Here is a 21,452-nt window from a genome sequence, read left to right as displayed (position 1 = left end):
TCCTGACGATAAAGATCACTCTCTATCGCGTCAAGACCCTGTCTCCGTCGCCGCGCGGCTTGAGGCGGGGCACGATTGGAGCAGGAGAGATAAATCGCTATCATCGGCCCATGGCAAGCGCGGTGAAGACGAATCCCCAGGGCCCCCGGCAGCGACTGATGGCTGCGGCCGACCTGTTCTACACGGAGGGGATTCGCGCCGTCGGGATCAACCGGCTGCTCGAAGAGGCGCAGGCGCCCATCATGAGCCTGTACCGGATCTTCGGCTCCAAGGAGGGCCTTGTCGAGGAGTTCCTCCTTGACAAGGACAGGCGGGTACGGGCGCTGTTCGAGCGCGAGGTCGAGCGCCTGGCTGACACGCCGAGAGAACGCGTCCTTGCCATGTTCGACGTGCTCGGGCAGCTGATCGCGGGGTCGGACTACCGGGGTTGCACGTTCATCAACGTCGCCGTCGAGATGGCAGACACGGAGCACCCGTTCGTCCGCATCGCGGTGGCCCACAAGCAGTTCGTCCGGGAGACGCTCTCCCGGTATCTCGCTGAGGCCGGGCTCCGTGAGACCGAGCCGTTGGCCACACAGCTGTTGATGCTGCTGGACGGCGTCTTCGTGAGCGCGCAGATGCACACGAACCACGAGCAGACCGCGCTGCAGGGGCGGAAGGCCGCAGAGGTCCTCGTCGACGCCGCACTCGCGGCAGAAGGCGTTGCCGGCTGACCATGGGCACCGCAATCTGATCTCAGTCGTGCTCGGTGCGTCGTACGTGCGGCGACGGGATGCTCGTCAGCGACCCTCGAAGACGATCTCGTCGTGGTTGGAGCGGAACCTCCGCGCTCCGTGCTCGAGGAGGTAGCCGATGGCGTTGTGCATGTCCCGCGTCTCGAAGACCGCGGTCGCCTCGTCGAGCGTGAAGACGTCCGCGGACCGGGTGTCGTTGGTCAGCGCGTGACGCACCATCGACTTGGTCAGTGCATGCGCGACAGCAGGTCCGCGAGCGATCCTGGTCGCGACCGCGAGGGCCTCGTCGTGCAGGTCGGCGTTCGGTACGACGCGATTCACGATGTTCCACTGGGCGAACTGGTCGGCGCTGTAGACGCCCGCGGTGTAGACGATCTCGCGAGCGATCCCCGGTCCGCAGCGCTCAGCGAGTCGGTAGGCGCCGCCCAGGAACGTGGTCACCCCGATCATTGCCTCGACCTGGGAGAAAGCCGTGTCCTCGGCCGCGTAGATGAAGTCGCAAGCGAGGGCGAGCTCGAGTCCGGCGGCGAAGCAGAAGCCGTTGACGGCGGCGATGACGGGGAACGGCGCGTCCTCGATCGCCCAGATCACGTCCATGGCCTCGGACAGGAACTCGCGCGCGGCCTGCCGGTCCTTGTCGAGGAACATCGTGACGTCGGCGCCCCCGGAGAAGTTGGGGGAGTCGGACTTGATCACCATGGCCCGGGCCTGGTTCTCCGTGGCCCTCCGCAGGGCCTCGAGCAGTCCGACGACCTGGCCCTCGTCGAACAGCTCGGCCGGGGGGTTGACCGTGGTGACGACCGCGACCTTGTCGACGAACTCGAGCTTCACCTGACTCATGCACTGCTCCTTGGAGGTCTTGTGAGCGCACGAGGTGCCTGCGCCGGCGTTAGACTAAATCGTCTAGACTAAGTCGTCAACGGTCCGCGGACGAGAGGAGAGTCGAGTGGCCCCGACAGGGAGCACCAGGAACAGGGCGGCCAGCGGGGAGACCCTGTCGCACCGGGATCGTCTCGTCCGGCAAGGGATGCGGTCCTTCTACGCTCTCGGATTCCACGGGACCACGGTCGATGCGATCCTGGAGTCGGCGGAGGTTCCGAAGGGGTCGTTCTACCACCACTTCGGCTCGAAGGAGTCGTTCGCCCGAGTCGTCCTCGAGCAGTACGTGCAGCTCCAGCTCGACCTCATCGCGAAGTGGGCCGACCGCGACGACCTCAGCACCCATGGACAGGTCGAGGGCTACTTCGACGAGCTCGTCTCGGCCTTTGTCCGGTCCGGCTACGAACGGGCATGCCTCGCCGGCAAGTTCTCCACCGAGCTCGCCGCCTCGTCGGACACGTTCCGCCAGCAGCTGAACGGTGGCTTCGCGCGTTTGAAGGCTGCCCTCGTCGCGATGCTCGCCCTGGGCCAGGAACGTGGCGACATCAGGAACGATCGAACCGCCGACGACCTGGCCACCACCGTCCTCGTGCTGCTGCAGGGCGGCTTCGTCGTCGCGCTGTCCGAACACGACGGTGGGGCGCTCGAGTCGGTTCGCACGACGCTGGCAGCAGTGATGTGCCCGTAGTCGGCGCGCAGGTACCTGAGCCGGGCGCGATCGTTCTATGAGGCGAACGCCACACGATCCAACGTTGGTGCATGTCTCTCGTCACCAGGGAGGGCGTTCCTGACACGACCGGCCTGACGCAGTCCCGCGAGCGTCGCCCCGGCCGCCGGGGAAGCCGGCCGTGCCGATGAGCGCCGTCGACGAGCAGTCCAACCCCGCCATCCGGCTGCCGTCCGTTCGGGCGCTGGCCGCGACCTTGGCCGCCGAGCAGCAGCAAGAGTTCGCCGACGAGATGCTCAGCTTCATCGCCTCGGCACTGCCCGCCCTGAGACAGGACGAACCGCTCACACGGTTGGCCAGGGGAACGTGCCTCGGCATGGTCGAGCTCGTGTTGGCCATGATGGAACACGCCATTCCAGCCGACCGGGCCGAGCCGCCGGTCGTCGCAATCGAGTATGCCTGCCTGGCCGCCGAGCACGGGCTTCCCCTCGGTGATCTCCTACGCTCCTTCCGGCTCGGCCACGCGTGCTTCGGTCAGATACTGACGGACGCGATCATGGCTCTGGAGCAGGATCCTGCGGAGCTGGCCAACGCCGTACGAGAGAGCGAGCGGTTCTCGTTCGCGGTGGTCGACGTCGTCTCCTCCGGGATCGGCGCCGTCTACGTCGAGGAGTGTCAACGCCTCAACAGCCGAACCGCATCGCAGCGGCGTGATGTGGTGCGCGCGTTGCTCGACAACGACAGCATCAACATCGCTCGGGCGGAGCAGCTGCTCGGCCACCGCCTGATCGGACCTCAGCTGGCGTTCATCTGTTGGAGCGACGGTGACAGGGCTGCACCGCAACGAGCCGTCTCTGCGCTGCAGGAGACGATCAACGCCCCGAGGCCGGTCCTCCTCGCCATGGACGCTTACGCGATCGCTGGCTGGTTCGACATGTCTCGGGGCTGCGTGCGCGTCGACGAGCTCGCCGCTGCGGCTGGCGCCGCAGCGCCAGCGGCCCATGTCGCGCTCGGCCCGGTGCTGCCCGGCCCGAGCGGCTTTCGGAGCAGCCGGGCCGGTGCCGAACGCGTCAGACGGGTGGTCAGCCTCTCCCGCAGGCAGGCTCCGACACTCACCGGATGGACAGATGTCGCCTTGGTCGACGCCCTCAGTGCCGACCTCGACGCGGCGCGAGCGCTCGTTCGCAATGAGCTCAGGGCGCTCACCCGGGCCGGCGATGACATCGAGATGCTGCGCCACACCGCGCAAGCGTTCGTCGCGTCCGGTTACAGCTATGCCGCGGTGGCGAGCAGCCAGCACATCCACCGCAACACCGCGCTCCAGCGGGTGAAGAAGGCCCAGGAGCTGCGTGGCAGACCGCTGACCGAGCGGCCGGCGGAGCTCCTGGCTGCGTTGGCGCTCATGGACGCGCTCGGGCCGGCGCTGGTCGACAGATGACGGGCGGCGTCGGGGCCGGAGTGGCCACTCGGTGTGTGCGCTGTGCACATTTCCATGTGCGGCCGCCACGTACAACGTCGCGAGCGACTGACCTAACTTCCGCGGTATGGCCCGCATCACACCCGACAGCTCGTCGGGGCACGGTCGGGCGCCGCACCCAACGAGGGAGTCGTGCAGGAAATGTCTATCAGTGTCATGACGCGCCGAGAAGCCGCTCACGATCCGCGCCCGCTCATCGTCGGACTCGGCGGCACCTTGAGCGAGGCTTCGTCCAGTGAGCGCGCCCTGCGCTATGCGTTGGCTGCCGCAGCCGCGCAGGGGGCGAGAACGAAGCTGTTCACCGCCCAGGCGCTCGATCTGCCGATGTACACCGTGGACCGCTCGCGGCGCACCCCAGCCGCCATCGCCTTGGTGGATGCCCTCGCGGAGGCCGACGGCGTCATCATCGCCACGCCTGCCTATCACGGCGGCATCTCCGGGCTGGTGAAGAACGCGTTGGACTACATCGAGGATCTTCGCGCGGACGGGCGGCCTTACCTGGACGGCCGCGCGGTGGGGTGCATCGTGTGCGCCTACGGATGGCAGGCGACGACGACCACGTTGGTGTCGCTGCGCTCCACCGTGCATGCGCTTCGCGGCTGGCCGACGCCGCTGGGTGTCGCGATCAACTCCTCGCAGACACGGTTCGACGACGCCGGGCAGGTGACCGATGCCCGGTGCGCCGAACAGCTCTCCGCACTCGGTCGCCAGGTCCTCGATTTCGCAGGAGCACGACGATGAGCGCCCTCGCGACGGCTGCCGTCGAGGTCGACCGGAGCGCCAGGACCTATTTCCCGACCGAGCGCGACGCCACCCGAGCCGCTCACATCGGCAAGCTCGTCGACCGCACCGTCGGAACGGGCTCGCGCCCTTACTACGACTCGGTCGTGATCGTCGGCGCCGGGTTCAGCGCCAGTGTGATGGCAGCCCGGTTGGCGCGGAGCGAGCAGTTCCACGGCAGGGTCGTCATGGCCGGGCCGCGGACGGAGGAGTCCCGCCGGCTCAAGGACGGGGCAACGCTGCGGGGCCACGGCACCGACTACATCTGCTATGCGCTGGACGTGCCGCACTATGCCTACGTCGACGCTCTGTACGGCGACATCGTCGACGGCCGCGGCCTGGGGACGCGGAACCAGGTGACGATGGCGCGGAAGGGATCGAGCGGGGCCTACGAGTTCAGCCGTGTCGCCTCGTTCCAGGGCGGCAAGAAGGGCTCCGCGCGTCCCCTGTTCTACGGCGCCCGCAACAGCCGGATGCAGGCTGCGATCTACGAGCTGATGGACCGCGACGGACTGATCGAGGTGCCCGAGACGGTCAGCTCGCTGGACGAGGCGTTCTCGCTTGCCCTGGGCAGGCGGCCGCTCATCGTCAACGCGAGCCACAACTCAGGCATCCTCAGTGGCAAGGCAGCCAATGTCGACTGGGCGACGAGCGCGGTTCAAGCGCCTCTGAAGGTCAGGCCCGGCGGCTTCCGAACCGTCGAGACCAACGCCTCGCTCGTTGCGACCGTCCGTCGACGCAACAAGGTCGACGTCGGTCTCTTCAATCCTTATGGAGATCCGCTGTCGCCGAGCTCGACCTTCTACGGGATCATCGTCGGCCAGGTCTCCGCACGCGCCGGCTACGACAAGCAGCAGGAGCTCGACGAGATCACGGAGGAGCTGTACGGCGTCGCCGACGCCCTCGGAATGGATGTCGACGACGCCGACGAGACGCTCGCTGCGGGGATGATCCCCGGGGCCCCCTGGAAGGCGCCCGCGTCTCCGCCCGGGTCGTTGGAGCTGCAGCTGATCGCTCACCAAGGCGTCTCGGCGACCTTCTCGGACGGGATGACCACTGGCGCATCGGCGGCGGTGGCCGCTGCTGAGGCCGTGATCCGTGGCCTCGATCCAGATCGCGCCGCTCGCCGCGCCGTACGTGAGGTCACCCGCGATCGTCGTATCTGGAACATCGAGCGAAACCGGATGGGACCGCTGTACGACCTCTTCATCCGCACCGCTCCGGGCGCCGTGGCGTACTACCCGTTCGGCCATCACGCCAAGACGACCTGGGCCAGCGCGGCCTGAGCGCGCGCTGCGACGACCTGCTTTGCCTGCATCGACCACACGAGAGGAACGACGATGACCATCATCGACAAGGACGTCACCCCAGCGGTGTCCGGCAGAAGAACCCGTACGACGGAGAAGCAGCGCAATGATCAGGAGCCGCCGGCTACCGAGGTGACCGAGCTCGGCGAGATCTTCGCGCGCCAGCGCGCTGCGTTCGCCGGCACCTCTGCGCCCTCCCTGCAGGAGCGCAAGGACAACCTGCTCAAGCTCCAGCGCCTCGTCGAGCAGAACCGGCTGATCCTCGTCGAGGCAGCGAACGCGGACTTCGGCACCAGGGCCGCGTTCGAGACCGAGATGTCCGAGATCGTGGGCACGATCAGCATCATCCGCTACATGCGGCGGAACCTCCGGTCGTGGATGGCGCCGCGCCGCCGGTCGGTGTCGATCTGGTACCGGCCGGCCAAGAACCGCGTCGAGCCGAGACCCCTCGGCGTCGTCGGCGTCGTCTCGCCGTGGAACTTCCCGCTGCACCTCGCCCTGATCCCGGCGGCCACCGCGCTCGCCGCGGGCAACCGGGTGATGCTGAAGGTCAGTGAGTTCACCCCGCGCACCTCGGCGGTGCTGAAGCGGCTCATCGAGGAGAACTTCAGCCGGGATGTCTTCTACGTCACCGATGGTGGTGGCGAGGTGGCTTCGGCCTTCACGTCCCTGCCGTTCGACCATCTGCTGTTCACCGGCTCCACCCAGGTCGGCAAGATCGTCGCGAAGGCCGCTGCCGACAACCTCACCCCGGTGACCCTGGAGCTCGGCGGCAAGAGCCCGGTGATCGTCGACGAGGACTACCCGATCGCGCGCGCGGCGGCCACGGTGGCCTGGGCGAAGCTCTACAACGGCGGTCAGGTCTGCATCTCGCCGGACTACGTCCTGGTGCCGCGCGGGCGCGAGAAGGAGTTCGCGACGGCCGCGCAGGAGGCAGCGCGCAAGCTCTATCCGAAGGCAGCCGGAAACCCCGAGTACACCGCGGTCCTCAACGAACGGCACTACGACCGGATCACCGGCTACGTCACCGAGGCGAAGGCGCTCGGTGCCGAGGTGATCACGGTCGAGGATCCCGAGCTGGGGAGGTCACGCCGGCAGCTTCCGCTGACGATGATCATCAATCCGCCGGTCGAGTCGACGGTGATGACGGACGAGATCTTCGGACCGGTCCTTCCGATCATCGGGTACGACAGCGATCGGGCCGCCGAGGACTTCGTGAACTCACGGTCGACGCCTTTGGCGCTCTACGTCCTGAGCACCGCGCGGCGACGCCAGAAGCACTGGCTGACCCGCGTCACCAGCGGCAGCGCCGTCGTCAACGACATGATGGTCGGCTACCTGCAGAACGACCTGCCCTTCGGAGGACGCGGAGGGTCCGGGTACGGCGCCTACCACGGCCGTGAAGGCTTCGACGCGATGTCGCACCTGCGGCCGGTCATGTACCAGCGGGCCATCTTCGGACGTACCGGTGGCCAGATGCTCTACCCGCCGTACGGCAAGGTTGCTGACGTGCTGCTCAAGCTGATGCGCCGCATCTGACGGACGGGACCGGCGGGCTGCACCGTGCGGCCCGCCATCCTCGTCAGCTCCTCATGGTGCTGATCGTCAGGCGTTCTCCGTGGCAGCGGCGAGCGCCTGGAAGCGGTCGAACTGCGCCGCGCGCTCGTGGACCCGCTGCTCGTCGAAGGTCCGCTCGATCGCACCGAGCAGCAGGGACTTCGTCGCGGTGACCGCTCCGTGCGGATGCGCTGTCATCCCCTGGACGAGATCGTCGACGGCCGCGTCCAGGTCCTGGCGGCTGACCACCCTGCTCACCAGCCCGCTCACCAGGGCCTCGTCCGCCTCGACGAACCGTGCGGAGGTCGTCCACTCCAGGGCGCGGGCGTAGCCCACCGCCTCGACCAGGTGCTTGGTGCCGGTGAGGTCCGGGACGATCCCGAGCGCGGGCTCGCGCATGTTGAACCTGGCGTCCTCGGTGGCGATGCGGAGGTCGCACGCCAGTGCCAGCTGGAAGCCCGCTCCGATGGCGTGTCCCTGGACCACCGCGATGCTGATGAACCGAGGGTCGCGCAGCCACAGGAAACCCTGCTGATAGGTCTCCACCGTCCGGTCGAACTGCTCGAAGGACATCTCGAACAGCGTGGTGAGTGGGGCGTCCTCCCCGACCGTCTCGCCCGTCAGCAGGCGCCGGTCCAGGCCGGAGCTGAACGCCTCGCCGGCGCCGCGGAGGACGACCACGCGCACGTCGTCGCCGACCGTGGCCCCGACCTCTGCCAGGGCGGCCCAGGTGCTCGGACGCATGGCGTTGCGGACCTCGGGCCGATCCATCGTGATCGTGAGGACGCTGCCGTCCTGGACACACGTGATGCCGTAGCGACGGGCGGGGACGATGTGCGTTGCTGGCTGGGACATCTCAGCAAGGTAGCGCCGGATCGGCACGCGGAACCGGCCAGTGGCGCGCCCGTCCCAACACCAGGCGCGATCGTTCTATGAGGCGCCCGTCACATTTTCCTACTGTCGAGACAGCCGAGCGGGAGTGGGCGGCGCGAACTTGGACGGGGGCCGATGAACTCGCCAGACCTGAGCACGAGAGGGCAGCGGAACGTCGAGCTGGCGCGCGCCATTCCGGCCGGGCCGCCGGTCCCGCGGCAGGGTCCCGACGGCATGAGCCCAGAGGCGCGGCAGCTCGCCCGGGAAGCGGTGCGCTCGTCGATGCCGTTCAGGACGTTCTCGACGTTCGGTGACTTCTACGGGTTCGCCGGCAAGGTCTTCGTGCAGATGCTCACCCGCAAGTTCCACTTCCGGGAGTTCGTCTCCCAGGCCTGGTTCATCACGACCGTGTCCTTCTGGCCGGCCGTCCTGGTGGCCATCCCGTTCTGCGTGGTGATCATCTTCCAGATCAACCAGGTCCTCATCCAGATCGGCGCCGTGGACCTCGCCGGCGCGGGCGCCGCCGTGGCAGTGGTCCGCGAGATCGGCCCGATCGTGAGCGTCCTGGTCGTCGCGGGCGCCGGCGCGACCGCCATCTGCGCGGACCTCGGGTCGCGGAAGATCCGCGAGGAGATCGATGCCCTGGTGACCCTGGGCATCGACCCGATCGAGCGGCTCGTCGTACCCCGTGTCGTCGCGTCCACCCTCGTCGGGGTCGCCCTCAACGGAATGGTGACCGTGGTCGGCCTGATGGGTGGCTACTTCTTCTCGGTGGTGCTCCAGGGGGCGACGCCCGGCCTCTACCTCTCGGAGCTGACCCTGCTGGTCGGGCTCCCCGACTTCTTGGCGTCAGAGCTGAAGGCTGCCGTGTTCGGTCTGCTGGCCGGGCTGACCGCCTGCTACCTCGGTCTCAACGCCAAGGGCGGGCCCAAGGGCGTGGGGGAGGCCGTTAACCAGACGGTGGTCTTCGCGTTCATGCTGCTCTTCGCCGCCAACAGCGTGATCACGGCCTTGTTCTTCCAGCTCAAGCCGGGAGCCTGAGATGGCACTCTCGACGAACCGGGCGGGCTCGGATCTCATCCGCCACCTCGCGAGACCCACCCAGTCGCTGCGCGAGCTCGGCGACCAGCTGGCCTTCCACGGCAACGCCTACGCGCACATGCCGCGGGCGATCAAGCACTACCCGAAGGAGGTCGTGCGGCTCCTGGCCGAGGTGTCCTTGGGGTCGGGCGCACTCGCCCTGATCGGCGGCACGGTGATGGTGATCGGCTTCCTGACGGCCGCCTCCGGCATCGAGGTCGGCCTGCAGGCCTACACCTCCTTCGACAACATCGGCGTCTCGACGTTGTCGGGTTTCTTCTCGGCGTACTTCAACACCCGGGAGATCGCCCCGCTGATCGCGGGGATCGCGCTGACGGCCACCGTCGGTGCCGGCTTCACCGCGCAGATCGGGGCGATGCGGGTGAGTGAGGAGATCGATGCGCTGGAGGTGATGGCGGTGCCGCCGGTGCCCTATCTCATCACCACCCGGATCATCGCCGGCCTGGTCGCCGTGGTGCCGCTCTTCGCGGTCGCTCTGTTGATGTGCTGGCTCGCGACGTACCTCGTGGTCGTCGTCGGCTACGACCAGGCGCCGGGCACCTACCAGCACTACTTCGGGACCTTCCTCATTCCAGGGGACATCTTCCTGGCCATCGTGAAGGTGATGCTGATGGCACTGGTCATCATGTCGATCTGCTGCTACCACGGCTTCCGGGCCTCGGGCGGGCCTGCGGGGGTGGGCGCGGCCGTCGGGAAGGCCGTGCGCTCTTCGCTGGTCTGCACGATGTTCGTCGACCTGATCTTCGCCATCGCCGTCTGGGGCGGTCCGACGGTCCACATCGCCGGGTGACGCGCTGATGACCCATCTCAACCCGCACCGGATCGACCGCCAGGTCGTGTACGGCTTCCTCTTCCTCGGCCTGGTCGGCCTGGTCGGCCTGGTCGTCCTGGGGACGATTGCCCGCTACAACGGCGCGTTCGAGGACAACGTGGTGGTGACCGTCGAGGCCGACCGCGCGGGCCTGACCCTGGCCAAGGGCGCGGCGATCAAGCTGCGCGGCGTCGAGATCGGCCGGGTGGGCGAGGTCGAGGACGACGGGGGGACCGTCATGATCGAGCTCGAGATCGATGCCGACGACGTCGACCAGGTGCCTGCGGACGTGACGGCGCAGATCGTGCCGCCGACCGCGTTCGGTGCGAAGTACGTCCAGCTGACCGAGCCGGACGGGAGCACTGCGGAGCCGATCGAGGCTGGTGCGGTGATCCCGGGCACCCGGGTCACGGTCGAGGTCGACGAGGCGTTCGAGAACCTCACCCAGGTGCTCGACGTGGCCCGGCCTGCGGAGGTCAACGCGGCGCTCACCGCAGCGGCCGGTGCCGTGGACCAGCGGGGCGCGCTGATCGGGGAGCTGATCAGCCAGACCGATCGCTACCTCGTCTCCTTCAACCCCGCGCTGCCCACGCTCAGCGACGACCTGCGCGCCGCCGACGACGTCCTCGACGTCTACGAAGCGGCCCGCCCGGACCTGGTCAGCACCCTCGACCAGACCGGGGACATCTCCGACGCCCTCGTCCGCCACCGGGCGTCACTGCGGGCGCTCGAGCGCAGCCTCACCACGTTCGCCGACGAGGCCGACGTGCTGCTGCGGAGCTCGGAGGAGGGCATCGTGACCTCGCTGAACCTCTTCGAGCCGGTCAGCCGCACGCTGGAGCGCTACTCGCCCGAGCTCCCTTGTCTCGTCCTCGGTCTCGCGTCGCTCAACCAGATCGTGGAGCGTGCGGTCGGCGGCATCCATCCTGGCCTCTACGCGATGACCCGGCTGATCCCGGCGCGCGACCCGTACGCCTACGAGGACAACCTGCCGCTGATCGGGGACGACCGGGGCCCGGCCTGCTACGGCCTTCCCTACGTGACGGCCGCCGAGGCCGAGCGGCCGCCGCCGTACCTCCACACCGGGGCGAACCCGCACGCCGGCCCGCAGCCCACGCTCGACCAGGCCGTGCTCGACTCCCTGCTCGGGCTGCTCGCGGAAGGGGCGGTGCTGCCATGAAGCTCAGCGTCGAACGCAAGCGCCAGCGTGCCGACCTGGCCAAGCTGACCGCGTTCCTGGTGCTGGCCGCGGTCGTGACTGTGTGGGTCGCGGCCATCACCGGTGAGTACCGGCCCGGCGAGCGGGAGGGGTATCGCGCTGTCTTCGACGACGTGTCCGGGCTGGGAGTGGGCGACGACGTGCGCATCGCCGGCGTCGACGTCGGGAAGGTCAAGGAGATCGACGTCCAGGACGACAGCACCGTCATCGTGACCTTCGACGTCCGCAGCGACCAGGAGCTGACCACGGCGACCCGGGCGACCATCCAGTACCGCAACCTGACCGGTGACCGCGTCGTGCAGCTCACCCAGGGCCGGGAGCGCGCAGCGGTGCTCGACGTCGGCGGAACCATCCCCGTCTCCCAGACCGCGTCGGCGCTCGACCTGGACACCCTGCTCAACGGGTTCCGGCCGCTGTTCGCGGGCCTGAGCCCTTCGGAGATCAACGACCTGTCGGGGCAGCTGGTGCAGGTCCTCCAGGGCCAGCAGTCGGCGGTGGCCACGCTCGTCCGCCACGTCGCGTCCTTCACGACGACGATCGGCAGCCGGGAGGAGCTGCTCGGTCAGGTCATCCGCAACCTGAACAGCGTGCTCGGCACGGTCGACGAGCACTCCGGGTCCCTCGGCGCGCTCATCGACGGGCTCGACGCGCTCGTCGTCGGGCTCGACAAGCAGGACACGCAGCTCCTTGACGCCGCGGTCGACATCGACCGCTTCGCCCGGGAGACCTCGGCGTTGCTGGCGGGTGCGCGCGGCGACCTGCGCGACGACCTCGCCGCACTGATCGTGGCCGCCCGCGGTCTCAACAAGGAGTCCGCGACCCTCGAGGAGGTGCTGGCGGCGCTGCCTCCTCACTACCGCGCCATGCAGAACGTGGCCTCCTACGGCGACTTCCTGAACTTCTTCCTGTGCGGCGTCCGCCTCCGGACCGACCTGGCGACCAGTCCGTGGCACTTCTCCGGCGCCGAGAGGTGTGAGCCATGAGCCGGCGGAGTCCTGACCGGATCGCGGTCCGAGGTGTCATCGGCACGATGACGCTGGTGCTGGTCGTGGTCGCTGCCTTCAACATCAACCGGCTGCCGCTGATCGGCAACAGCGACGTCATCCACGTGCAGTTCGCCGAGGCCGGCGGCCTCGGCAGCGGCGACGCGGTGATGATCTCGGGGGCCCGGGTCGGCAAGGTCCGCGGCGTCCGGATCGAGGGTGAGCACGTCGTCGCCGACATCGTCCTCACCGACGGCGACATCGAGCTCGGCGACCGCACCGAGGCGCGGATCATCACCATCACCCTGCTCGGCCGCGCCGCCGTCGAGCTCGATCCCCGTGGCTCCGGTGAGCTCGAAGCTGGCGAGACGATCCCGGTCGACCGGACCTCCTCGCCGTACAACCTGACGAGCACGCTCAACCAGCTCACCGAGACCAGCGCCGAGATCGACAAGGAGCAGCTCGCAGAGGCACTCGAGCAGGCGTCGGCAACCTTGAGCGCGAGCAGTCCTGACCTCGGGCCCGCTCTTGACGGCATCACCGCCCTGTCGTCCGCGGTCTCGACCAACGACGACGAGCTCAGGTCGCTCGTCGATCGAGCCGACCGGGTGACGGCCGTCCTCGCCGGTCGTGACGAGCAGATCGCCTCCCTGCTCGGCGCCGGCCGGTCGCTGCTCTCGGAGGTGCACGCCCGCCAGGACGTCATCATCAGCCTGCTCCACAGCGCCCGCGACCTCTCAGCCCAGCTGCGGCTGATGATCAACGACACCGACGACGTGCTCGGCCCGGCGCTGCAGGAGCTCGACGACGTGGTCGACGTGCTCAACAAGAACAAGGCGAACCTGCAGGGCACCATCACCGGCCTCCGCGGTTACGTCACGGCATACGGCGAGGCCGTCTCGAGCGGGCCCTGGTTCGACGTCTACCTCCAGAACCTCACCTCGCCGGCGACGATGGCGCCGATCCTCTCGGGGGTGACCCAATGAGAACCCTCCTGGGCTGGCTGAAGCCCGGTCGCGCCGTGGTGGCCGTGGTGGTCGCTGCTGCCCTCGCGTTCGGCTCCGTCGTGTGGCACGGCGACAGCAGCAACACGACGATCCGGGCGCGCTTCGCCAGCACCGAGGGTCTCAACGTCGACGACGACGTCAAGGTTCTCGGCGTGTCCGTCGGCAAGATCACCGCGATCGAGAACGACGGCGACGACGTGCTCGTCACCATGGAGGTCGACGCCGACCAGCCGATCCCTGCCGATGCCCGCGCCGCGATCGTCTCACCCAGCTTGGTGAGCGGCCGGTTCGTCCAGCTGGCGCCGGTGTGGAACGGCGGCGACCGGCTCGAGGACGGCGCCACCATCGACGTCGAGCACACCGCTGTGCCGGTGACGTTCGACGACGTCAAGCAGCAGCTGACCGACCTCGCGACGACGCTGGGCCCCACCAGGGGCCGGCGTGGGGGTGCGCTGGCGACCACCATCATCGCCCTCGAGCGGAGCATGAAGAACGGCAACTCGGGCCGGTTGCGGACGGCGATCGCTGAGCTGCGTGGCGCTGCGACGGCGCTGTCCGACGGCCGTTCGGACCTGTTCAGCACGATCGAGAACCTGGACGCCTTCACCCGCAACCTCGCGCTCAACGACGCCGCCCTCCGCGGGTTCACCGACGAGCTCGACGCCGTGGGTACGACGCTCGCGGTCAACCGGTCTTCGCTGCGCGGGGCGATGCGCGACCTGGGAGAGGTGCTCGGGATGACCGAGCGGTACCTCGACCGGCACCGTGGCCGGCTGACCGGCGCGCTCGAGGACCTCAACCTGCTCGCCGCGGCCCTGGCCGACCGGTCCAACGAGTTCGCGGGTGTCCTGCACGTGGCCCCGCACGGGCCCATCGACCTCCACAACACCCTCCAGGACCAGGCGCTCACCGCGCAGGTGAACGGGGCCGACTTCGACAGCGCGGCGCAGCTGCTCTGCGGAGCGCTGCTCGGGACGGGTGCGACCAGCCAGCAGTGCCGCGACGCGCTCGAGCCGCCGCTCGACCTGGTCGGCCTTGGGTCGGGAGGTGTCCGGTGAGGGCCCGGCGGACCGCTCTCGGCCGGCTGCTGCCTGGCGGCATCGCCCTCGTGCTCCTCGGCGCCGGGTGCGCCATCCAGCCCAACGACAACACCTTGCCCGGGCAGACCGCGGTCGGGGACGACGGCTACCGGGTCTCGGTCCACTTCGACCAGATCGAGAACCTGGTCCCGAACTCGACGGTGCAGAAGGACAACGTCGTGATCGGCACCGTGGCGTCGATCGACACCGAGGACTGGGAGGCGGTCGTCGAGCTCCGGTTGCTGGACGACGCACCGGTGCCGGAGAACGCGGTGTTCTCGATCGGGCAGAAGACGCTGCTCGGAGCGCAGTACGTCGACGTCGTCGTACCGCCGAAGCCGAGCGGGAGCACTCTCGGCGACGGCGACGTCGTACCCGTCGAGCAGACCGGCACCTACCCCGCCACCGAGCAGGTCCTCGGTGCGGTGGCGCTGCTGCTCAACAACGGCGGGCTCTCGCAGATCAGCACCATCACCGGTGAGCTGTCGACCGCGCTCCAGGGCCGGGTTCCCGACACCAGGGGCCTGATCCGGCACGCCGACGACCTCCTCTCCGTCCTCGACAGCAACCGCGACGAGATCGTCGCGGCGCTCGAGTCCCTGGACGCGCTCAGCTCCGGCCTGCGTGGCGACGAGAAGCGACTGGTCTCCGCCATCGACCGGATCACCCCCGGCCTCCGGGTCCTGGAGGAGGAGCGCGAACGGCTGGTCAGCGCGGTGACGAACACGGCCCGTACCAGCAACCGGGCGGTCCGCGTCGTCCGCGCGAGCGAGTCGGCGCTGCTGGCCAACCTCGACGCGCTCGGGCCGATCCTCACCAACCTCGGCCGGGTGAGCGAGTCACTGCCCGAGGCGCTGAAGATCGGGATCACCGTCCCGTTCCCGGTGATGACCGCCACCAACGGGGTCAAGGGCGACTACATGAACATGTTCGTCACCTTCGACCTCCGCGGGTCGACCCTCGCCGACGCCTGGCTCGGTGGTCTGCCGCCGGCCCTCCAGGCCGGCGACCCGGTCGAGGACCCGCTGACCGTGCCCGGCCCCGACCAGGGCGAGGACCCCGCCGGTGGCGTCGGCGGCACCGTGGACGACCTGCTCGACAACCTCGACCTGGGCAACAAGGACGATCGGGACGACAAGAACTCCTCCGACGATCCGGGCGGCTGCCTGCTCTCGGCGTTAGGACTCTGCTGATGTTGCTCACCACGCTGATCAAGCGACAGCTGCGGATCTTCGCCGTCATCGCGGTGGTCGCCCTCGGGCTGACGTTCTTCTCCTACGCCAAGGTCCCGGCCATGGTCGGCATCGGCGTCTACGACGTGCAGGTCGACTTCGCCGACGCCAGCGGCCTCTACCCCAAGGCGCAGGTCACGTACCACGGCGTGAAGGTCGGGCGGGTCGCGAAGCTCGAGGTCAGCGATGACGGTGCGGTCGCCACGCTGCGGATCGACAGCGACGTCGACATCCCCGCCGATGCGACGGCCGAGCTGCACAGCACGTCGGCCATCGGAGAGCAGTACGTCGACCTGGTCGCCGAGGACGGCGGCGGCCCGTTCCTCGACGACGGCGCCGAGATCCCCCGGGACCGCGCGGTCGAGATGCCCCAGATCACCCCCGTCCTCGACCGGCTCAACCGGTTGCTGGCCGCGGTGCCACGGGAGCAGACCCGTCGGGTGCTGGCGCAGGTCGGCGACGGCTTCGGCGGGACCGGTCCCGACATCGGTCGACTCATCGACGCCTCGGGTCGGCTCCTCACCGAGGCGCAGGCCAACATCGACGCGACCACCTCGCTGGTCGCCGCGCTCCAGCCGGTGCTGGCCACGCAGCAGGACCTCGGACCCACCACCCGCAGCTACGCAGCCGCGCTTGATGACCTCACCGCAGCCCTCGCGGCCGATGACAGCGCCGACCTGCGCGCGCTCCTGGAGTCCGGCCCCGGAGGACTGGATGCGCTGACCCGCACCGTCACCGACCTGCAGCCGACGCTGCCGATGCTGCTCCACAACCTGACGACGAATGCCCAGGTGCTCAACACCTACCTCCCGGGCCTCCGGCAGCTGCTCGTGGTCTACCCGGCCACGATCGCGCGGATGCAGGGAATGACGAACCCGAACGCCGAGCGCGGCTACGCCACGCTCGGCCTCCGGGCCGGGTACAACAACCCCCCGAGCTGTTCGACCGGCTACCTGCCGCCGAACCGCCGCCGCAGCCCCAGCGTCACCACTTCCCGCACCGTGGACACGCTCGCCCACTGCGACGTGGCGGCCGATGACCCGAGGGCGGTCCGCGGCGCCCGGAACCTGCCGTGCCCGAGCTCGGCGGGGCGTGGCCCGCTCCCTGAGGACTGCGGCTTGACGTTCCGCGAAGGGCAGTGGCCCCAGACGGGGGGCACGGTCGCCTACGACCTCGCCGTCGGGGACGGCGCAGATCGCGGGAAGACCAAGGAGCTCGACGTAAGCGAAGACAAGGGAGAAGAGCTGTGGAAGATCCTGGTGCTGGCGCCGCTGGCCGTCCGATGACGCAGTGGCTCTCCGCGGTGCGCGAACGGGTCACGTGGCAGACCGGTCTCCTCGTCCTGGTCCTGGTCGCGCTGCTGGTCGTGGCCGGCCAACGCGCGCTCGCCTGGCAGGACGAGCGGCAGCGCGCGACCGACGAGAAGGACGCGGCCGCCGCGGCCACGGCGGAGGTGGAGGGACTGATCGAGGTCAGCGGCGCCACCTCGGAGCAGGACCTGGACAAGCTGCTCGACGGCGCAACCGCCGAGTTCCGTGCCGAGCTCGAGGCGCAGGCCGACCGCCTGCGCAAGGCGTTGTCGAAGAACAAGGTGACGGCGACCGGTGACGTGGTCTCCACCGGCGTGGTGAAACTCGAGGACGGGCGCGCGACGGTCATCGTCGCCGCGACCGGCACCGTCGAGAACGATCAGACCGCAAAGGCGGAACCCCGCAACTACCGGCTGCGCGTCGACCTGCAGCAGGACGACGACCGCTGGCTGGTCTCCGGACTGGAGTTCGTCGCATGAACAAGCTCCGACTCATCGCGCTCGGCCTGCTGGTGGCGGCGTTGGCCCTCGCTGCCTTCACCGGCCTGCAGGCCCAACGCGCCGCAGCGGCCTCCGACGCGCGAGAAGACGCGCTCAAGGCCGCCCAGACCCGCGTCCCGGACCTGTTGAGCTATGACAAGGCCACCCTGGCCGAGGACCTCGACCGGGCGCTCGACCAGACCACCGGATCCTTCACCGACGACTACGAGCAGATCCTCACCGAGGTGGTCGAGCCCACCGCACACCGGCGCGGCATCAGCACCAAGGCAGTGATCAGCGCCGCCGGCGTCGTCTCGGGCGACCGCGACGAGGTCGTCGTACTCCTCTTCCTGACGCAGACCACCACGGCCAAGGGAGACCGGTCGTCGGTGTCGGGGAGCCGGGTCGAGGTCACCATGGAGCGCGATGGTGACGAGTGGAAGATCGCAGGACTGATGCCGGTCTGAGCGGCACCGCTCAGCCGTAGACCGGCTTCCGCTTGGCGAGGAACGCGTCGACGCCCTCGACGCCGTCGGGCTCGCCGATGGCGCGCGAGATGGACGCGGCCTCGTGGTCCAGCTGGTCGGCGAACGTCCGGTCTCGGGACTCGGCCATGAGGCGCTTGGTGGCGGCCAGCGCGTCCGCCGGGCCGGCGCGCAAGCTGGAGACGACGGCCTCGACGGTCGCAGCGAGCTCAGCCGCCGGTACGGCGCGGCTCACCAGTCCCCAGTCCGCGGCCTCGGCTCCAGTGATGAGGCGGTTGGTGAGGGCGAGGTCCATCGCTCGCGGCCAGGACACCCGGCTCGGGACCACCGAGGTGATGCCACAGTCCGGGGTCAGTCCGGATGCCGTGTAGGCCATCACCAGCTTTGCCTCGGCGGCGGCGATGACGATGTCGCCGGCCAGGGCGAACCCGAGGCCGCCTCCGGCTGCCGTCCCGCTGACGACGGAGACGACCGGCACGTCCAGCGACCGGAGGATGGCGAGCGCGGCGTGCAGCTGGTCCGCGGCGGCCCCGACCTGCGCGCCCCGGTCGTCCGCCGCGGCGAACTCGCCGAGGTCACCGCCGACGCTGAATACGCGCCCCTGGGCGCTCACGACCACGACCCGGGCGTCGCCGGCCGCCGCACTCTTCGCGGCACGGTCCGCTGCGACGTGCAGGGCTTCGCCCATCTGCTGGTCGAGGCTGTTGTGCGCGCCGCTGCGGGCGAGCTCGATGCGAGCGACGCCGTCGACGAGGTCGTAGGCGATCCGGTCAAGGATGTTCTCGGACATGGGTGGCTCTCCTCGGTCGTTGATGCGATCGGACCATCTGACGCAGCGTCGGCGTGGTGGCGGGGGAGCACAAGACCAGGGCCCGATCGAGGCGTTTCGGTACCAACGGGCGGCACGTGCGTTCTACTCGGACGCCGTCAGCGCCGCCTAGCGTCGAGACCGCCGAGTTCCGGCCCGATGCAAGGAGACCTCCACCATGCCCCTATGGCAGCTCTTCGTCCCCGAGGACGCGTACACCGAAGAGGAGAAGCTGGACCTCGGCGACCGGATCACCAACATCTACTCGGACAACTTCGACCTTCCGCGGTTCTACACCACCGTGATCTTCCACGACCTCAAGCCGGCGTCGTTCCTGGTGGGCGGAGAGATGCGCGGCAAGTTCGTCCAGGTCGTCATCGTCCACGCCGCCCGCACCGCAGGCCAGATCGCTGAGCGCCTCGGGGTGTCGGAGGCCGACGTCAACAACGTGTTCCTCAAGCTCGCCCACGAGGCGCTCGACCCGTACGTGCCCGGTCGTGGCTACGAGTCCGAGCTGCACGTCGAGAACGTGCCGCACGAGACCTGGAACATCGACGGCATGGAGCCGCCTCCGCCGTGGTCCGAGGTCGAGAAGAAGTGGGCGCGGGAGAACCGGAGCTCGCCGTACACGGGGGCAGACCTGTGACGTCGTACCGCCGCTTGCTGGAGCCGCTGGACCTGGGGTTCACCACCCTCAGGAACCGGGTCGTGATGGGTTCGATGCACCTCGGGCTCGAGGAGGCACCGGACGGGTTCGCGCGGATGGCGGCGTTCTACGCCGAGCGAGCCCGGGGCGAGGTCGGCCTCATCGTCACCGGGGGGATCGCCCCCAACCACGTGGGTCAGCATGTCCCGGGAGGCGCGGTCATGGCCTCGTTGAGTGACGTCGACGACCACCGCCAGATCACCGATGCCGTCCACGCCGAGGGCGGCAAGATCGTGATGCAGGTCCTGCACTTCGGCCGGTACGCCGCGCACCGCGACCTGGTCTCTCCGAGTGCTCTCCAGGCGCCGATCAACAAGTTCGCGCCCCGACCGCTCGAGACTGCCGAGGTCGAGCAGACGGTCGAGGACTTCGTCAGGGCGGCCGAGCTCGCTCGCGCCGCGGGGTACGACGGCGTGGAGATCATGGGGTCCGAGGGATACCTCATCAACACCTTCCTCGCGCCCGTCACGAACACCCGCACCGACGCCTGGGGCGGCGACGCGGACCGCCGGCAGCGGTTCCCGATCGAGATCGTGCGGCGGACCCGCGAGCGCGTGGGCGACCACTTCATCATCAGCTTCCGGATGTCCTTGCTCGACCTGGTCGAGGGCGGCTCGACCCTCGAGGAGAACCTGCGGCTGGCCAAGGAGATCGAGACCGCGGGCGCGACGCTGATCAACACGGGGATCGGCTGGCACGAGGCCAGGGTCCCGACGATCGCGAGCTCGGTGCCGCGGGCGGCCTTCGTGGCGAGCACGGCGCAGCTGAGGCAGAGCGTCGGGATCCCCGTGGTCGCGAGCAACCGCATCAACACGCCCGAGGTCGCCGAGCAGCTGCTGGCCGACGGCGTCAGCGATCTCGTGTCGATGGCGCGGCCGTTCCTCGCCGACCCGGCCTTCGTGATCAAGGCCCGCGTCGGTCGGCCCGATCGGATCAACACCTGCATCGGCTGCAACCAGGCGTGCATCGACCACACCCTCGGCGGCAAGATCACGTCCTGCCTGGTGAACCCGCGCGCGTGTCACGAGACGCTGCTCGACCTGTCGCCGACCCGTCGCCGCAAGCGGATCGGCGTCGTCGGCGCCGGACCCGCGGGCATGGCCTTCGCCCTCGCGGCCGCCGAGCGCGGCCACCAGGTGGAGCTCCACGACGCGGCCGACACCCTGGGCGGCCAGTTCGACCTGGCCCGGAGGATCCCCGGCAAGGAGGAGTTCGCCGAGACGTTGCGCTACTTCTCGACCGAGCTCGATGCGGCCGGCGTGGAGGTCAGGCTCGGACGGCGGGTGACGGTCAGCGACCTCGCGGCCGCGGCGTACGACGAAGTGGTCGTCGCGACCGGCATCACCCCGCGAGCCGTCCACCTCGTGGGTTCCGACCACCCCAAGGTGGTGGGCTACCTGGACGTCCTCCAGGGGCGGGTCGTGCCGGGCCGCAATGTCGCGATCATCGGCGCAGGCGGCATCGGGTTCGACGTCGCCGAGTTCATCACCCAGGACGGGCCGGCGAGCAGCCAGGACGTCGAAGCGTTCAACCGGCGCTGGGGCGTCCATCCGGACCACCAGGGTGAGGGCGGCCTGGTCGCCCCTGCCGCCGAGAGTGCCTCCCGCACCGTCCACCTGCTTCAGCGGAGGAAGGGCAAGGTCGGCGCAGGACTCGGGCTCACGACCGGCTGGATCCATCGGGCCGAGCTGACCGCCAGGGGAGTGCGGATGGTTCCCGACGTGACCTACCTGGAGGTCGATGACAAGGGTCTGCACGTGGAGATCGCCGGTGAGCGGTCGGTGCTGGCCGTGGACACCGTCATCGTCTGCGCCGGCCAGGAGCCCAGCCGGGACCTGTACGACGCCCTCGGCGACGCCGGGTTCCAGCCGCACATCATCGGGGGAGCCCTCGACGCCTCCGAGGTCGATGCCAAGCGGGCCATCCGCCAGGGCGTCGAGCTCGCCGCGACGCTGTAG

General features: G+C 69.3%; 21 protein-coding genes. 18 read left to right on the top strand and 3 right to left on the bottom strand.

The window, feature by feature from the left end:
- The first annotated feature begins 110 nt into the window (after nucleotides 1-110).
- A complete protein-coding gene (locus D0Z08_RS15400) occupies nucleotides 111-713 on the top strand; it encodes a TetR/AcrR family transcriptional regulator (protein ID WP_220454199.1) in 603 nt (200 codons plus the stop codon).
- A 66-nt stretch (nucleotides 714-779) separates the two neighbouring features.
- On the opposite strand, the gene D0Z08_RS15395 is transcribed toward D0Z08_RS15400, so the two are convergent.
- Nucleotides 780-1,574, bottom strand: coding sequence for an enoyl-CoA hydratase/isomerase family protein (locus D0Z08_RS15395; RefSeq protein WP_118926120.1), 795 nt, complete (start codon nucleotides 1,572-1,574; stop codon nucleotides 780-782).
- Between the two features lie 187 nt (nucleotides 1,575-1,761).
- Between D0Z08_RS15395 and D0Z08_RS15390 the strand changes: the two genes are divergently transcribed.
- The 5 genes from D0Z08_RS15390 (at nucleotide 1,762) to D0Z08_RS15370 (ending at nucleotide 7,383) form a co-directional block, all read left to right on the top strand.
- Nucleotides 1,762-2,301, top strand: a complete 540-nt coding sequence (locus D0Z08_RS15390; protein WP_118926119.1) for a TetR/AcrR family transcriptional regulator — start codon at nucleotides 1,762-1,764, stop codon at nucleotides 2,299-2,301.
- Nucleotides 2,302-2,467: 166 nt separating this feature from the next.
- A complete protein-coding gene (locus tag D0Z08_RS15385) occupies nucleotides 2,468-3,718 on the top strand; it encodes an RsbRD N-terminal domain-containing protein (protein WP_147381437.1) in 1,251 nt (416 codons plus the stop codon).
- Between the two features lie 180 nt (nucleotides 3,719-3,898).
- Nucleotides 3,899-4,498, top strand: coding sequence for an NADPH-dependent FMN reductase (locus tag D0Z08_RS15380; RefSeq protein ID WP_118926157.1), 600 nt, complete (start codon nucleotides 3,899-3,901; stop codon nucleotides 4,496-4,498).
- Complete coding sequence (locus D0Z08_RS15375) at nucleotides 4,495-5,823, top strand: Rossmann-fold NAD(P)-binding domain-containing protein (RefSeq protein WP_118926117.1); 1,329 nt, start codon at nucleotides 4,495-4,497, stop codon at nucleotides 5,821-5,823. The genes D0Z08_RS15380 and D0Z08_RS15375 overlap by 4 nt, the downstream gene beginning before the upstream one ends.
- A 54-nt stretch (nucleotides 5,824-5,877) precedes the next feature.
- Nucleotides 5,878-7,383 carry an aldehyde dehydrogenase family protein gene (locus D0Z08_RS15370; RefSeq protein WP_118926116.1) on the top strand — a complete coding sequence of 502 codons (1,506 nt, stop codon included), beginning with the start codon at nucleotides 5,878-5,880 and terminating at the stop codon, nucleotides 7,381-7,383.
- A 66-nt stretch (nucleotides 7,384-7,449) separates the two neighbouring features.
- On the opposite strand, the gene D0Z08_RS15365 is transcribed toward D0Z08_RS15370, so the two are convergent.
- Complete coding sequence (locus D0Z08_RS15365) at nucleotides 7,450-8,256, bottom strand: enoyl-CoA hydratase/isomerase family protein (RefSeq protein WP_118926156.1); 807 nt, start codon at nucleotides 8,254-8,256, stop codon at nucleotides 7,450-7,452.
- Between the two features lie 153 nt (nucleotides 8,257-8,409).
- On the opposite strand from D0Z08_RS15365, the gene D0Z08_RS15360 reads away from it, so the two are divergent.
- Genes D0Z08_RS15360 through D0Z08_RS15315 form a run of 10 tightly spaced genes read left to right on the top strand, consistent with a single transcriptional unit; the run spans nucleotide 8,410 to nucleotide 17,962 of the window.
- Nucleotides 8,410-9,315 (top strand): MlaE family ABC transporter permease, encoded by a 906-nt coding sequence (locus D0Z08_RS15360; protein WP_245993989.1) that lies wholly within the window; start codon nucleotides 8,410-8,412, stop codon nucleotides 9,313-9,315.
- Nucleotide 9,316: 1 nt separating this feature from the next.
- Nucleotides 9,317-10,165, top strand: coding sequence for an MlaE family ABC transporter permease (locus D0Z08_RS15355; RefSeq protein WP_118926115.1), 849 nt, complete (start codon nucleotides 9,317-9,319; stop codon nucleotides 10,163-10,165).
- A gap of 7 nt (nucleotides 10,166-10,172) precedes the next feature.
- Nucleotides 10,173-11,366, top strand: coding sequence for an MCE family protein (locus D0Z08_RS15350; RefSeq protein ID WP_118926114.1), 1,194 nt, complete (start codon nucleotides 10,173-10,175; stop codon nucleotides 11,364-11,366).
- Entirely contained in the window at nucleotides 11,363-12,388 is a 1,026-nt protein-coding gene (locus tag D0Z08_RS15345; RefSeq protein ID WP_118926113.1) for an MCE family protein, read from the top strand. Before D0Z08_RS15350 ends, D0Z08_RS15345 begins: the two co-directional genes overlap by 4 nt.
- Nucleotides 12,385-13,374, top strand: a complete 990-nt coding sequence (locus D0Z08_RS15340) for an MCE family protein (protein ID WP_118926112.1) — start codon at nucleotides 12,385-12,387, stop codon at nucleotides 13,372-13,374. Before D0Z08_RS15345 ends, D0Z08_RS15340 begins: the two co-directional genes overlap by 4 nt.
- Entirely contained in the window at nucleotides 13,371-14,453 is a 1,083-nt protein-coding gene (locus D0Z08_RS15335; RefSeq protein WP_118926111.1) for an MCE family protein, read from the top strand. Before D0Z08_RS15340 ends, D0Z08_RS15335 begins: the two co-directional genes overlap by 4 nt.
- Nucleotides 14,450-15,667, top strand: a complete 1,218-nt coding sequence (locus tag D0Z08_RS15330; protein ID WP_182481325.1) for an MCE family protein — start codon at nucleotides 14,450-14,452, stop codon at nucleotides 15,665-15,667. The genes D0Z08_RS15335 and D0Z08_RS15330 overlap by 4 nt, the downstream gene beginning before the upstream one ends.
- On the top strand, nucleotides 15,667-16,992 hold the full coding sequence (locus D0Z08_RS15325; protein WP_118926109.1) for an MCE family protein: 1,326 nt from the start codon (nucleotides 15,667-15,669) through the stop codon (nucleotides 16,990-16,992). The genes D0Z08_RS15330 and D0Z08_RS15325 overlap by 1 nt, the downstream gene beginning before the upstream one ends.
- A complete protein-coding gene (locus D0Z08_RS15320; protein ID WP_118926108.1) occupies nucleotides 16,989-17,495 on the top strand; it encodes a hypothetical protein in 507 nt (168 codons plus the stop codon). Before D0Z08_RS15325 ends, D0Z08_RS15320 begins: the two co-directional genes overlap by 4 nt.
- Nucleotides 17,492-17,962 carry a hypothetical protein gene (locus D0Z08_RS15315; RefSeq protein ID WP_118926107.1) on the top strand — a complete coding sequence of 157 codons (471 nt, stop codon included), beginning with the start codon at nucleotides 17,492-17,494 and terminating at the stop codon, nucleotides 17,960-17,962. The genes D0Z08_RS15320 and D0Z08_RS15315 overlap by 4 nt, the downstream gene beginning before the upstream one ends.
- 10 nt (nucleotides 17,963-17,972) lie before the next feature.
- On the opposite strand, the gene D0Z08_RS15310 is transcribed toward D0Z08_RS15315, so the two are convergent.
- A complete protein-coding gene (locus D0Z08_RS15310) occupies nucleotides 17,973-18,770 on the bottom strand; it encodes an enoyl-CoA hydratase/isomerase family protein (RefSeq protein ID WP_118926106.1) in 798 nt (265 codons plus the stop codon).
- 196 nt (nucleotides 18,771-18,966) lie between these two features.
- Between D0Z08_RS15310 and D0Z08_RS15305 the strand changes: the two genes are divergently transcribed.
- Together D0Z08_RS15305 and D0Z08_RS15300 are read left to right on the top strand one after the other, a co-directional pair.
- A complete protein-coding gene (locus D0Z08_RS15305) occupies nucleotides 18,967-19,434 on the top strand; it encodes a tautomerase family protein (protein WP_118926105.1) in 468 nt (155 codons plus the stop codon).
- Nucleotides 19,431-21,452: an NADPH-dependent 2,4-dienoyl-CoA reductase gene (locus D0Z08_RS15300; protein WP_118926104.1), complete on the top strand. Its 2,022-nt coding sequence runs from the start codon at nucleotides 19,431-19,433 to the stop codon at nucleotides 21,450-21,452. The genes D0Z08_RS15305 and D0Z08_RS15300 overlap by 4 nt, the downstream gene beginning before the upstream one ends.

Source organism: Nocardioides immobilis (assembly GCF_003515065.1).
GTDB classification, from domain to species: Bacteria; Actinomycetota; Actinomycetes; order Propionibacteriales; family Nocardioidaceae; genus Nocardioides; species Nocardioides immobilis.
This window is presented reverse-complemented; position numbering and strand designations above follow the sequence as displayed.

Excerpts from the sequence above, each read along its gene's own strand:
- D0Z08_RS15350 (WP_118926114.1), top strand. The coding sequence starts at position 10,173 with ATGACCCATCTCAACCCGCACCGGATCGACCGCCAGGTCGTGTACGGC.
- D0Z08_RS15400 (WP_220454199.1), top strand. The coding sequence starts at position 111 with ATGGCAAGCGCGGTGAAGACGAATCCCCAGGGCCCCCGGCAGCGACTG.
- D0Z08_RS15390 (WP_118926119.1), top strand. The coding sequence starts at position 1,762 with ATGCGGTCCTTCTACGCTCTCGGATTCCACGGGACCACGGTCGATGCG.
- D0Z08_RS15320 (WP_118926108.1), top strand. The coding sequence starts at position 16,989 with ATGACGCAGTGGCTCTCCGCGGTGCGCGAACGGGTCACGTGGCAGACC.
- D0Z08_RS15310 (WP_118926106.1), bottom strand. The coding sequence starts at position 18,770 with ATGTCCGAGAACATCCTTGACCGGATCGCCTACGACCTCGTCGACGGC.
- D0Z08_RS15340 (WP_118926112.1), top strand. The coding sequence starts at position 12,385 with ATGAGCCGGCGGAGTCCTGACCGGATCGCGGTCCGAGGTGTCATCGGC.
- D0Z08_RS15335 (WP_118926111.1), top strand. The coding sequence starts at position 13,371 with ATGAGAACCCTCCTGGGCTGGCTGAAGCCCGGTCGCGCCGTGGTGGCC.
- D0Z08_RS15360 (WP_245993989.1), top strand. The coding sequence starts at position 8,410 with ATGAACTCGCCAGACCTGAGCACGAGAGGGCAGCGGAACGTCGAGCTG.
- D0Z08_RS15385 (WP_147381437.1), top strand. The coding sequence starts at position 2,468 with ATGAGCGCCGTCGACGAGCAGTCCAACCCCGCCATCCGGCTGCCGTCC.
- D0Z08_RS15365 (WP_118926156.1), bottom strand. The coding sequence starts at position 8,256 with ATGTCCCAGCCAGCAACGCACATCGTCCCCGCCCGTCGCTACGGCATC.
- D0Z08_RS15370 (WP_118926116.1), top strand. The coding sequence starts at position 5,878 with ATGACCATCATCGACAAGGACGTCACCCCAGCGGTGTCCGGCAGAAGA.
- D0Z08_RS15325 (WP_118926109.1), top strand. The coding sequence starts at position 15,667 with ATGTTGCTCACCACGCTGATCAAGCGACAGCTGCGGATCTTCGCCGTC.
- D0Z08_RS15375 (WP_118926117.1), top strand. The coding sequence starts at position 4,495 with ATGAGCGCCCTCGCGACGGCTGCCGTCGAGGTCGACCGGAGCGCCAGG.
- D0Z08_RS15395 (WP_118926120.1), bottom strand. The coding sequence starts at position 1,574 with ATGAGTCAGGTGAAGCTCGAGTTCGTCGACAAGGTCGCGGTCGTCACC.
- D0Z08_RS15380 (WP_118926157.1), top strand. The coding sequence starts at position 3,899 with ATGTCTATCAGTGTCATGACGCGCCGAGAAGCCGCTCACGATCCGCGC.
- D0Z08_RS15355 (WP_118926115.1), top strand. The coding sequence starts at position 9,317 with ATGGCACTCTCGACGAACCGGGCGGGCTCGGATCTCATCCGCCACCTC.
- D0Z08_RS15315 (WP_118926107.1), top strand. The coding sequence starts at position 17,492 with ATGAACAAGCTCCGACTCATCGCGCTCGGCCTGCTGGTGGCGGCGTTG.
- D0Z08_RS15345 (WP_118926113.1), top strand. The coding sequence starts at position 11,363 with ATGAAGCTCAGCGTCGAACGCAAGCGCCAGCGTGCCGACCTGGCCAAG.
- D0Z08_RS15305 (WP_118926105.1), top strand. The coding sequence starts at position 18,967 with ATGCCCCTATGGCAGCTCTTCGTCCCCGAGGACGCGTACACCGAAGAG.